This window comes from Curtobacterium sp. ME26 (genome assembly GCF_903970945.1).
GTDB classification, from domain to species: Bacteria; Actinomycetota; Actinomycetes; order Actinomycetales; family Microbacteriaceae; genus Curtobacterium; species Curtobacterium citri.
Window position 1 is genome coordinate 1 of record NZ_CAJCKG010000069.1, and the last position, 12,127, is coordinate 12,127.

General features: G+C 71.8%; 7 protein-coding genes and 1 rRNA gene. 7 read left to right on the forward strand and 1 reads right to left on the reverse strand.

The genetic code is table 11. The features are described 5' to 3' along the window. The 4 genes from rrf to H7A69_RS16090 all read left to right on the forward strand — a co-directional run. A 5S ribosomal RNA gene (gene rrf / locus H7A69_RS16075) occupies window positions 1-106 on the forward strand; the annotation flags it as partial. A gap of 115 nt (window positions 107-221) precedes the next feature. After that, window positions 222-1,385, forward strand: coding sequence for an ROK family transcriptional regulator (locus H7A69_RS16080; RefSeq protein WP_182047972.1), 1,164 nt, complete (start codon window positions 222-224; stop codon window positions 1,383-1,385). Window positions 1,386-1,467: 82 nt separating this feature from the next. Then, complete coding sequence (locus tag H7A69_RS16085) at window positions 1,468-3,483, forward strand: beta-galactosidase (RefSeq protein WP_259346274.1); 2,016 nt, start codon at window positions 1,468-1,470, stop codon at window positions 3,481-3,483. Beyond that, window positions 3,480-5,633: an alpha-galactosidase gene (locus H7A69_RS16090; RefSeq protein ID WP_182047974.1), complete on the forward strand. Its 2,154-nt coding sequence runs from the start codon at window positions 3,480-3,482 to the stop codon at window positions 5,631-5,633. Before H7A69_RS16085 ends, H7A69_RS16090 begins: the two co-directional genes overlap by 4 nt. A 52-nt stretch (window positions 5,634-5,685) precedes the next feature. Here the strand turns inward: H7A69_RS16090 and H7A69_RS16095 are convergent, their stop codons facing one another. After that, on the reverse strand, window positions 5,686-8,220 hold the full coding sequence (locus H7A69_RS16095) for a glycoside hydrolase family 2 protein (RefSeq protein ID WP_182047975.1): 2,535 nt from the start codon (window positions 8,218-8,220) through the stop codon (window positions 5,686-5,688). Between the two features lie 106 nt (window positions 8,221-8,326). Between H7A69_RS16095 and H7A69_RS16100 the strand changes: the two genes are divergently transcribed. The 3 genes from H7A69_RS16100 to H7A69_RS16110 are packed head-to-tail and all read left to right on the forward strand — an operon-like array spanning window position 8,327 to window position 12,110. Then, a complete protein-coding gene (locus H7A69_RS16100) occupies window positions 8,327-10,015 on the forward strand; it encodes an ABC transporter substrate-binding protein (RefSeq protein ID WP_069711272.1) in 1,689 nt (562 codons plus the stop codon). A gap of 28 nt (window positions 10,016-10,043) precedes the next feature. Further along, window positions 10,044-11,033: an ABC transporter permease gene (locus H7A69_RS16105; protein WP_182047976.1), complete on the forward strand. Its 990-nt coding sequence runs from the start codon at window positions 10,044-10,046 to the stop codon at window positions 11,031-11,033. Window positions 11,034-11,045: 12 nt separating this feature from the next. Then, window positions 11,046-12,110 carry an ABC transporter permease gene (locus H7A69_RS16110; protein ID WP_223246508.1) on the forward strand — a complete coding sequence of 355 codons (1,065 nt, stop codon included), beginning with the start codon at window positions 11,046-11,048 and terminating at the stop codon, window positions 12,108-12,110. The last annotated feature ends 17 nt before the right edge of the window (window positions 12,111-12,127 follow it).

Sequence of the window (12,127 nt, forward strand, 5' to 3'; positions counted from 1 at the left end):
TAGCGAGAGGGAAACGCCCGGTCACATTCCGAACCCGGAAGCTAAGCCTCTCAGCGCCGATGGTACTGCAAGGGGGACCTTGTGGGAGAGTAGGACGCCGCCGGACTCACCTTTGCAACACCAGGGAACCCCTGACCAGTCATGGTCAGGGGTTTTTTGCGTTCGTGGCGTCGGCAGCACGCATCCGCGGCAGTATGATCGGCCGACGACGAAGGAGAGCGATGACCGATCTGCTCGAGGTCACGCCGCCGGAGCCGGGAGCCTCGTGGCCGGTGTTGACCGATGCCACCCGCGCGGCACTGCGGGAGATCGTCGTGCACGGTGTGCTCTCCCGGGCGGAGATCGCGCGGTCCCTCGGACTGTCGCGGGCGAGCCTGACGCGAGCGGTCCGAACCCTTCAGGAGCACGGGTTCGTGACGGAGGTCGGCACGGGGGTGCGCGGTGTCACCGGGCGGCCTTCGGAGCTCCTGCGCGCCAGTACGGGCCGGTGGGAGTTCCTCGGCGTCAAGCTCACGCCCGACCGTCTCTACGCGGCCGTGACCGACCTCGACGGTCGTGTCCTGGCACTCCATGAAGAAGCGGTGCCGGACACCGAGCCGCGGGCGCTCGTCGACCAGCTGGCGGCGATGGTGCAGGTGCTCCGTCGGGCGTCGCCGGCGGTGTGCTCCCTCGGTGTCTCCGTGCCGGGTGACGTCGTGACCCGGGACGACGTCGCCGTCGTCGAGGTCTCGCAGTTCCTCGGATGGCGGGACGTGCCGCTCGCGGCCCTGTTGGAGGAGCGGACCGGTCTCGTGACCCACACGGCGAACGACGTCGACGCCCTGACGGCGAAGGAGCACTGGATCGGCGCGGGCGCAGGGGTCCGGTCCATGGCGCTCGTCACGGTCGGCACGGGCGTGGGCTTCGGGCTCGTCACCAACGGCGAGGTGTCCGAGGGGGCGCACGGTCGCTTCGGCCGCGTCGGGCACCTGCCGGTGTACGGCGGCGGGCCCGACTGCGGGGTGGGACACCACGGGTGTGTCTCGAGCTACCTGCCGAGCTCGATCATCGCCAGGAACGCCGGAGCCGGGGACGACGAGTACGCGGCGGTGGTCGAGCGTGCCCGTGACGGGGAGCCGCGTGCCCTCCAGGCCTTCCGCGACGCCGGTACGGCGCTCGGGGTGCTGCTCTCGACGGTGGTCACCCTGGTCGACCCGGAGTCGATCGTGCTCACGGGTGACGGGCTGCCGGTCCACGACATCGCGCGGGCCGAGGTCGAGGAGGCGTTCCGGCAGGGGCTCCGCCCGTACGAGGCGGCCGTCACCGTCGTGGTGCAGCCGTTCGAGTTCTCCGAGTGGGCCCGTGCAGCGGCCGTGCTGGCCATCCGCCGGTCCCTCCGCTCCTGACGGAGCACGCGTTAGTTTCACAAGTTGACAAAGACCCGGCGCGGACGGGATGCTGGTGCGGTCCACCGTCGAAGGAGATGCCGTGACCGCTGCCCGTTCCGTGCCCTGGCCCACCGAGGGTCTGTCCTTCGGAGGTGACTACAGTCCCGAGCAGTGGCCGCGCGAGGTGTGGGGAGAGGACGTCCGCCTGATGCGGGAGGCCGGCGTGAACCTGGTCACGGTCGGGGTGTTCTCGTGGGCGCTGCTCGAGCGGTCGCCGGGGGAGTTCACGTGGTCCTGGCTCGACGAGGTACTCGACCTGCTGCACGCCAACGGCATCGCGGTCGACCTCGCGACCCCGACGGCGGCCCCGCCGAACTGGCTGCTGACCGCGCACCCCGAGGTGCTGCCGGTCGACGCCACCGAGCGGCGCGAACGCCCCGGGGGCCGGCTCGGGTGGTGCCCTGCGTCCCCGGTGTTCCGCGAGCACGCCCTGCGCATCGTCGACGCGATGGCCGATCGGTACGGCCGGCACCCCGCCGTGCGGCTGTGGCACGTCAGCAACGAGCTCGGCGGTGGCAACGCCCGATGCTTCTGCGAGGTGTCGGCAGCGGACTTCCGGCGGTGGCTCCGGGCGAGGTACCCGGACGTCGACGCGGCGAACGCGGCCTGGGGCACGGCCTTCTGGGGCCACACCTACACGTCGTTCGAGGAGGTCTCGCCGCCCCGCGGTGTCGGCGGCGCGCCGAACCCGGGCCTGGCCCTCGACTTCGAGCGGTACTCCTCGGACGCCCTGCTGGCGCACTACACGGCCGAGCGCGACGCCATCGAGCGGCACTCGGACGTGCCGGTCACCACGAACTTCATGGTCGGCGCCGGCTCGCACGTGGTCGACTACGCCGGGTGGGCAGAGCACGTCGCCATCCCCGCGAACGACCACTACACGCTGGTGGACGACCCGGACCGGGCCGAGGACCTCGCGGCCTCCGCCGACCGGATGCGCGGCATCGCCCGCGGTCGGACCCCGTGGCTGCTCATGGAGCACTCGACCGGCGGGCCGAGCTGGCAGCAGCGCAACCGGGCGAAGGAGCCCGGCGAGCTGATCCGGAACTCCCTCGCGCACGTCGCCCGGGGGTCGGACGGCGCGCTGTTCTTCCAGTGGCGCGCCTCGACCGCGGGTGCCGAGCAGTTCCACTCCGCGATGGTCCAGCACGCCGGCACCCGCACCCGCGTCTGGCGTGAGGTGTGCGCCCTCGGCCGTGCGCTCGAGGCGCTCGCCCCGGTGCAGGGCGCACCCGTCGAAGCCGCCCGGGTCGCGATCGTCGTGGACGAGGCGTCGGGCTGGGCACTGCAGGCCGGGCTCAAGCCGCACCGGGGGCTCCGGTACGGGCGCGAGGTCCGGGCGTGGCACACCGCGTTCTGGCGTCGGCAGGTCACCACGGACGTGGTCCCGCTCGACGCCGACCTGAGCGGGTACGACGTGGTCGTCCTGCCGACGCTGTTCGTCGTCGACGCGGCCTCGGCAGCGCGCATCAGCGCCGTGGTCGACCGCGGCGCGACCCTGCTCGTCACCTACGCGTCGGGCATCGTGGACGAGACCGCGCGGGTGCTGCCCGGCGGCTACCCGGGTGCCTTCCGCGACGTCCTGGGCGTGTGGGCGGAGGAGTTCGTCCCGCTCCAGCGCGACCAGCACGCGCGGCTCGACGACGGCACGCTCGTCACCGACTGGGCCGAGGACCTGGTGGTCGAGGACGCCGACGTCGTGCTCCGGCACGTCGACGGCCCGCTCGCCGGTCGTCCGGCGGTGACCCGCCGCGCCGCCGGTGGCGGCGCCTGGTACGTCTCCGCGATGCTCGAGCAGGACGGCGTGCAGCGGATCGTGGACCGGATCGTCGAGGAGCGGGCGGTCCCGCGGACGGTCACCGCGCCTCCCGGCCTGGAGGCGGTGCGTCGCGTCCGCGACGACGGTTGCGGGATCCTCTTCCTCCTCAACCACCGCGACGAGGACGTCACGGTCGTCGCCTCCGGCACGGACCTGCTCGACGGCTCCGGGCAGGGCCCGGAGACCGTCGTGCCCGCCGGTCGCGTCCGCGTGCTGCTCGAGGCGGTGACCGCATGACCGTCGTGGAGCGCGCCGTCACCGAGGCCGGGCTGCCGGAGCGGACCGTGCACGTGCTGCGCGGGGGCGGCGTCGCGCTGGTGCTCGCGAGTCGTCCGGACGGGCTGCCCGAGGTGCTGCACTGGGGTCGGGACACCGGACCGGTCGCGGCCGCGGACGCCGCGGACCTCGTGCTCGCGCAGGACCGTGCGGTCTCGCCGAGCGCCTACGACGCCGCGTGGCCGCTGACGCTGCTGCCCACCGAGCACGACGGGTGGGAGGGGCGACCGGGGATCGCCGGGCAGGTCGGCGGGCGACCGCTCGTCCCCGTCTGGCACGAGGCCGCGGTCGCCGGGACCGACACCGAGCTCGTGGTCGACGCGGTGTCGGACGAGCTGACGCTGTCGATCGTCCTCGCCCTCGATGCCGCCGGCGTGCTCCGGGTGCGGCAGACGGTCACCAACACCGGTGTCGAGGACGTCGAGCTGACCGCGCTCGAAGCCGTGCTGCCGGTGGGGGAGCGTGCTACCGAGGTGCTCGACCTGGCCGGGAAGTGGACGCGCGAGCGGACCCCGCAGCGACGGGCCCTGACCGACGGGGTGCACGTGCGCGAGAGCCGCCGCGGTCGGACGGGTCACGACGCCCCGACCCTGACGATCCTCGGCACGACCGGCTTCGACGACGCGCTCGGCGAGCTGTGGGCGGTGCACCCGGCGTGGAGTGCGGACACCGTGCACCGCATCGACCGGCTGGCGGAGGCGCGGACCCTGCTCGGCGCGGGCGAACTGCTGCGGGCGGGCGAGGTGGTGCTCCGACCGGCGGAGGGGTTCACGGCACCCGAGACGGTCTTCGTGTGGAGCGACGGCGGACTCGACGGGCTGTCGGCGCGACTGCACGACTCGTTGCGTGCACGCCCGGGGCACCCGGTCAGCCCGCGACCGGTCGTCCTCAACACGTGGGAGGCGGTGTACTTCCGGCAGGAGCTGGAACCGCTGCTCGAGCTGGCCCGAGCGGCGGCCGACGTCGGGGTCGAGCGGTTCGTGCTCGACGACGGCTGGTTCACCGGCCGCCGGTCCGACACGACGTCGCTCGGCGACTGGACGGTGGACGCCGAGGTCTGGCCGGACGGGCTCGGCCCGCTGGTCGACGGGGTGCGCGCGCTCGGGATGGACTTCGGGCTCTGGTTCGAGCCGGAGTGCGTCAGCCCGGTGTCCGCCCTGGCCGAGGCGCACCCGGACTGGTTCCTGCAGGACCCCGACCGGGCGCGGACCTGGCGGCACGAGTACACGCTCGACTTCGCGCGCGCCGATGTCCGCGAGCACGTGCTCGACCGGATGTCCGCGGTGATCGAGGAGCACCACGTGGACTTCGTGAAGTGGGACCAGAACCGCGACGTCGTGCAGACCGTGCACGCGGGACGGGTCGGCCTCGGTGCCCACACGCGCGGGGTGTACGCCGTGATGGACGAGCTGCGCCGACGACACCCGTGGCTCGAGATCGAGGCCTGTGCCTCCGGCGGCGCCCGGGTCGACCTCGGGGTGCTCGAGCGGACCGACCGGGTGTGGGCCTCGGACTCGAACGACGCGATGGAGCGGCTCGCGATCCAGCGGTGGACGGAGCTGCTGCTGCCGCCGGAGCTGATCGGCTCGCACGTCGGCCCCGAGGTCTCCCACACCACGGGCCGACACCTCGACCTGGACTTCCGGATGGCGGTGTCGCTGTTCGGCAGCGCCGGCATCGAGACGGACGTCACGCGCTGCACGGCCGCCGAGCGCGACCGGCTGCGGGAGTGGACGGCGCTCTACAAGCGGGAACGCGGGCTGCTGCACTCCGGGCGGGTGCACCACGTGGACCTCGGGGACGCGGGGCTCGCGACGACCGTCGTCGTCGGCGCCGACCGGGACCGCGCGCTCGCGCGGGTCGTCCGGACGGAGACCGGACCGCGGGCGCTCGCGGTGCCGCTGCGCTTCCGTGGGCTCGACCGCCGCCGGCGCTACCGGGTGGCGCCGGTGACCGGGCTGCGCGTGCCGAAGGGCGTGGACGTCACCCGGACGCCGTGGCTCGAGCGGGGGAGCGTCGAGCTGTCCGGAGCGGTGCTCGAGGACCTCGGGGTCCGGCTGCCGTCGCTCGCGCCCGGCACCGCGCTGGTGCTCGAGGCGCAGGCGGTCTGACGCAACGACCAACGGGGCCCTGCACATGCAGGGCCCCGATCGTCGTTCCACGTCAGTCGAGCAGGTCGCCGGCGTGCCGGAGGACCAGCGGGCCGACGAGCGCCTCGGCGTCGACGCCCGGCACGCGGGACACGGTGAACACGACGTGCTCGCCCGGCAGCAGGGACACCAGACCCTCGTCCACGCGGGCGCTCGCCACGAGCCGGTCCGGGAAGAGCGACAGGTCGCGGACGTACCCGGTCGCCGTGACCGTGACCCGGGCGCCGTCGTCGGTCGGCTCCACCTCGGTCGTGAACGGTCGGCGCGCGAGTCGCTGGTCCACCACCTCGGCGAGGTCGTGCACCCGCCGACCGGAGGACGTGCCGGTGACGACGAGGACCTCGCCGGCGGGGTCCTCGGACCGGGCGACCTCGGCCGGCAGCGGCACCCGTACCGCGTCCGCCGGGGCAACCGTCACGGACGCGCTCGTCGACGCGAGCACCGTGCCGTCGAAGGACCGCCGCTCGACGACGAGGTCGTCCGTGACCGCACCGGCGCCGGCGTTCACGACGACGACCTCCGTGCCGGCACCGTCCTCCGACGGCTGCACGGTGGCGAGGACCGGACGGTAGGCCTGCCGCACGGCGTACCAGACGGGCTTCCGGTGCCCGGCGTGGTCGACGAGCGCCCACGAGACCACGGGCCAGTCGTCGTTCAGCTGCCAGACGACCATGCCGGTGTTGTCGGGCGTGCGGGACCGGAACCAGTCCATGCCGAACCGGATCGCGTGCGCCTGGTTCAGCTGCGCCGCCCAGTGCCAGTCCTCGATGTTCCGCGGCTCGGGCAGGTGTCCGCGCATGCCGTCCGCGAGCTTCCGGTTGCCCTCGTGCGCCTTCTGGTGCACGAGCATCTCGTGGCCGTCCGGGTCGAGGGGCTCGTCGTGCACCACGGCGGTGAGCGTCGACCAGGCGGGCGGGCCCTGGTACCCGAACTCGGCCACGAACCGGGGGTGCCAGTCGGCGTAGGCGGTGTAGTCCTTCGTGTTCCAGACGTCCCAGATGTGCACGGTGCCGTTGCGGTCGTCGTTCGGGTGCAGGTACTCGTCGAACGAGAACGGGCTGCCCGGGGTGTACGGCCGGGTCGGGTCGAGCTCGGCGACGACCGCGGGCAGCAGGGACCGGTAGTACCCGTTGCCCCAGGTCCGCCCGACGAGCGACGGCCGCCAGCCCCACTCGGCGTACGCGACGAGGTTCTCGTTGTTGCCGTTCCAGACCACGAGCGACGGGTGTGGGCTGAGGCGGGTGACCGCTTCGCGGACCTCGGGCTCGACCTCGTCGGCGAGCCAGGGTTCCTCGGCGTAGGCGGCGCAGGCGAAGAGGAAGTCCTGCCACACGAGCACGCCGAGTTCGTCGCAGCGGTCGTACAGGTCGTCGGACTCGTAGATCCCGCCGCCCCAGATGCGGAGCAGGTTGACGTTCGCCTCGATCGCGTCGTCGATGCGCTCGGTGTAGCGCTCCGGCGTCATCTCGATCAGGTACGCATGGTCCGGGATCCAGTTCGCGCCGCGCACGATCACGGGCTCGTCGTTGACCCGGAGCAGGAACGGCGCACCGCCGGCGTCGGCAGCGGTGTCGAGCGTGACCGTCCGGAAGCCGACGCGGCCGGTCCAGACGTCGTCACCGACCTCGACGCGGACGTCGTAGAGCGGCTGCTCGCCGTGGCCCCGCGGCCACCAGACCGCGACGTCGGGGAGCTCGAGGCGGACCGCAGCGGACCCGGCGGCGCGACCGCCGGAGACCGGACGCGACCCGGAGACGGACGCGCCGTGTCCGGAGACGGTGACGCGCGCCTCCAGGCCGGTGCCGGTGGTGCCGTCGGTCACCGGAGCCGAGCCGATGTGCTGGCGGAAGCCGCCGGTGGTGCCAGCGTGCTCGACGTCGACGTGCGCGGTGAGCACGCCGGTGGCGCCGTCGACGTCGACGAGGGGGCGGACCGCGGCGATCCGCACACCGCTCCAGGACTCGATGCCGATCGAGCGCCAGATGCCGCTCGTGGCGACGTCGACGCCCCAGTCCCAGCCGAAGTTCGACGCGTTCTTGCGGAGCGCGTTGTACGGGTGGTGGTTGACGTGGGGGAGCTCGCCGCCGTGCTGCTCGGACAGCCGGACGGCGGCCGGCACCGGTGCGTCGAACGTGACCACGAGCTCGTTGTCGCCCGGTCGGAGGAGGTGGCCGACCGGGAACCGGTAGGAGCGGTGCTGGTTCGCGGTCGTGCCGACGACCAGCCCGTTCAGCTCGATCGTCGCGAGGGTGTCGAGCCCCTCGGCCACGAGGTCGTGCCGTTCCGCGGTACCCGTGCCGACGACGTGCTCGGTGTCCGTGCTGTCCCAGGTGAGAGTGCGGCGGTAGCGCCACACGGTGTCGCCGATCCACTGGGTCGCCGCCTCGCCGTCGCCGTCGAACGGGTCCGGGATCCGCCCCGCGCGGAGGAGGTCGGTGTGCACGCATCCCGGCACCACCGCCTCGGTGGGGGTCCGGAACGGCTCGGACTCCGCCGGACCGGTCACCGCCTCGAGGGTCCAGGGGCCGTCCAGTGTCGTGCGCTCCATCGCGCCTCCTCAGTTCGTCGTGCAGATGCTTGACCGGGTTAGTTTAGCCGTGTAACAATCGCCGTCAACGAACTGGACTGCGACGGAGCAGACCGAGAGGACAACGATGTCAGTACTCAACCGTTCACGGCGGCTCGCCATCGCAGCCGCGGCCATCGTCACCACCGCCGGGCTCGCCCTGACCGGCTGCAGCTCGAGCGGGACCGCGGCGTCGTCCGACTCCGCGAGCACCCTCGTCGCCTACACCGGGCAGTCCGGCGACTACCAGATCAACTTCAACCCGTGGTCCCCGTCGAACATCGGCGGCATCGGCACCATCTACGAGAGCCTCTTCTTCATCACCAACGTGAACACCGAGGACCCCAAGCCGCTCCTCGGCAAGAGCTACGAGTGGAACGCCGACGGCACGCAGCTGACCATCGAGCTCCGCGAGGGTGCGAAGTGGAGCGACGGCAAGCCCTTCACGGCGAAGGACGTCGTGTTCACCCTCGACATGCTCAAGCAGGACAAGTCGCTCAACTCGATCGGCTACACCGGCACCGCGAAGGCCGAGGGCGACTCGAAGGTCGTCGTCTCGTTCGACGAGCCGTCGTTCGTGCTCGGCCCGAACCTGCTCGGCAAGACCTGGATCGTGCCCGAGCACCTGTGGAAGGACATCGACCCCGCCACCGACGTCATGCGCGAGCCGGTCGGCACCGGCCCGTACACGCTCGGCAACTTCAAGGCGCAGGCGTTCACCCTGACCGCGAACGAGGACTACTGGGGCGGTGCCCCGGAGGTCAAGACGGTCCGCTACCTGTCGCTCTCCGGCAACACCGCCGGCGCCGACGCGCTCAAGCAGGGTTCGATCGACTGGCAGACCGGCCCCGTCCCGAACATGGACGACATCAAGGGCAACTACCCGGGCTACGACGGCATCACGATCGGGCAGAACCAGATGGCCCTGATCACCTGCGCGAACACCGACCTCGGGTGCTCCGGACCGCAGACCGACCCCGCCGTCCGGCACGCCGTCGCCGACGCGATCAACCGCAAGCAGCTCAACTCGCTGGCGTTCGCGAACACCGCGAGCGACATCTCGCCGACCTTCGCCCTCACCACCACGCAGCAGGACATGATCTCGAAGGAGATCGAGCCGGCGGTGATGCCGGACTCGCCCGACACCGATGCGGCCGCCTCGACGCTCGAGGGCGCCGGGTGGGAGAAGGGCTCGGACGGCATCTACGCCAAGGACGGGCAGAAGCTCTCGCTGACCGTCGAGGTCGTCACCGGCTGGACCGACTACATCACCGCCATCGACACGATGACCCAGCAGCTCAAGGCCGCGGGCATCGAGCTCAAGGCGCAGCAGTCGTCGTGGAACGAGTGGACCGACAAGAAGACCAAGGGGCAGTTCCAGCTCGCGATCGACTCGCTCGGCCAGGGCCCGACCGCGAACCCGTACTACCTCTACAACAACAACCTCGCGACCTCGAACACCGCGAAGGTCGGCGAGGGTGCCGCGACGAACCTGTCCCGCTACAGCAACCCGGACGTCGACGCCGCGCTCGCGAAGCTCAAGGCGATCAACCCCGAGGACACCGCGGCGACCCAGCCCGAACTCGACACGATCCAGCAGCACCTCGTCGAGGACATGCCGTACATCCCGATCCTCACCGGCGGCACGACGAGCGAGGTGCACACGGCGAAGTTCACCGGCTGGCCGACCCAGGACGACCTGTACGCCTTCCCGGCGATCTGGGCCAGCCCGGACAACGCCGAGGTGTTCAAGGCCCTGAAGCCCGTCAAGGGCTGACGGCGGACCGCGACCGAGGAGCACTCGTATGCAGTACTTCCTGCGCAAGATCGGCTTCTACGTCGTCGCCCTGTGGGCGGCGCTGACGCTGAACTTCATCATCCCCCGGCTCCTGCCCGGGAACCCCGTGGACATCCTGCTCGCCAAGCTGCAGCAGCGCGGCGGGCAGATCACCCCGGAGACCAGGGAGGCGTACCAGCTGCTCCTCGGTGGCGACTCCTCGCAGCCGCTCATCGTGCAGTACGGGCAGTACCTCGGCAACGTGTTCCGCGGTGACCTCGGGGTGTCGGTGAGCTACTTCCCGGCACCCGTCATCGAGGTCATCGGGAGCTCGCTGCCGTGGACCATCGCCCTCGTCGGGATCGCCACGATCCTGGCCGCGGTGATCGGCGTCGCCCTCGGTGCCTTCGTCGGGTGGAAGCCCGGCACCTGGCTCGACTCGTTCGTGCCGGCCACCACGCTGCTCGCCGCCGTGCCGTACTTCTGGCTCGCGCTCATCCTGGTGTACTTCTTCGCCACCGGACTCCACCTGTTCCCGGCCCAGGGCGGCTACGACGTCGTCCTCGACCCCGGGTTCAACGGCCCGTTCCTCATGTCGGCGCTCGAGTACGGCGTGCTGCCGGCGGCGACGATCGTGCTCGCCTCGCTCGGCGGCTGGCTGCTCGGCATGCGGAACATGATGGTGTCGACGCTGTCCGAGGACTACATCACCACGGCGCTCGCGAAGGGCCTGCCGCCCGGCAAGGTGCTCCGCAACTACGCCGCCCGCAACGCCGTGCTGCCGTCGGTCGCCGGGTTCGCGATCTCGCTCGGCTTCATCGTGTCGGGGTCGGTCGTGACCGAGCAGGTGTTCTCGTACCCGGGCATCGGGTCGAAGCTCCTGTCCGCGGTCACGAACAACGACTACGCGCTCATGCAGGGCATCTTCCTGTTCATCACCCTCGCCGTGCTCGGCGCCAACCTCGTCGTCGACCTGCTGTACGGGCTCATCGACCCGCGCACCCGGGCCCGGAGCTAGGAGGACACGACCGTGACCAACATCCAAGAGGAGACCGAGCCCACCGTCGGAGCGCTCGCCGAGGAGGCCGACGGCCACTCGACGCGCAGCATCGCGACGGCGCGCTCGGCGAAGCCCCGCGGCGGCCTCCGCCGCTTCCTGCCCACGATGACCCCGTGGCTCGTCACCGGCATCGTGCTCATCCTCGGCGTCACCGCGTTCGGGCTGCTCGGCCCGTTCCTGGTCGGCGACCCGAACGCGATCCGCGACTCCGGGATGCAGGCGCCGAGCGGGGAGAACCTGCTCGGCACCACGCAGACCGGTCAGGACGTCCTCGCCCAGCTGGCGTACGCGACCCGTGGCAGCCTGCAGATCGGGCTCATCGTCGGGGTGCTCGCGACGGTGCTGTCGGCCTTCTTCGGCATCCTCGGCGCGTACCTCGGCGGGATCATGGACGAGGCGTTCTCGTTGTTCTCGAACGTCTTCCTCGTCATCCCGGGGCTGCCGCTCGTCATCGTCATCTCGGGCCTCGTGCCGCAGGAGGCACGCGGGCTCTGGACCATCGCGATCGTCCTGGCGATCACGTCGTGGGCCGGCTCCGCGCGGGTCCTGCGGGCGCAGACGATGTCGATCCGCAACCGCGACTACGTGTCCGCCGCCCGCGTCGCCGGCGAACGACCGTGGCGGGTCATCGCGGTCGAGATCCTGCCGAACCTGCTGCCGGTGCTCGCGTCGCAGTTCGTGTTCGCCGTGATCGCGGCGATCCTCGGCGAGGCCGGTCTGTCCTTCCTGGGCCTCGGCGCATCGAACTCGTCGACGCTCGGCACGATGCTCTTCTACGCGCAGAACGGGTTCGCGCTCGCGCAGGGCGCCTGGTGGTGGTTCGTGCCGCCGGGGCTGCTCATCGCGCTGCTCGGGATGGGCCTGTCCCTCGTCAACTTCTCCATCGACGAGGTCATCAACCCGCGACTCGCCAACGTGCGGGCGCAGCGACGACGCGAGCGGCAGGCGCGGCGCGCGGCTCGCCGCACGTCCGGCCCTGGAGGCGCGGCCCGCTCCGCGCAGACCGCCACCGACCGGAAGGGGGTCACCCGATGACCCGGGACGCCGTCCTC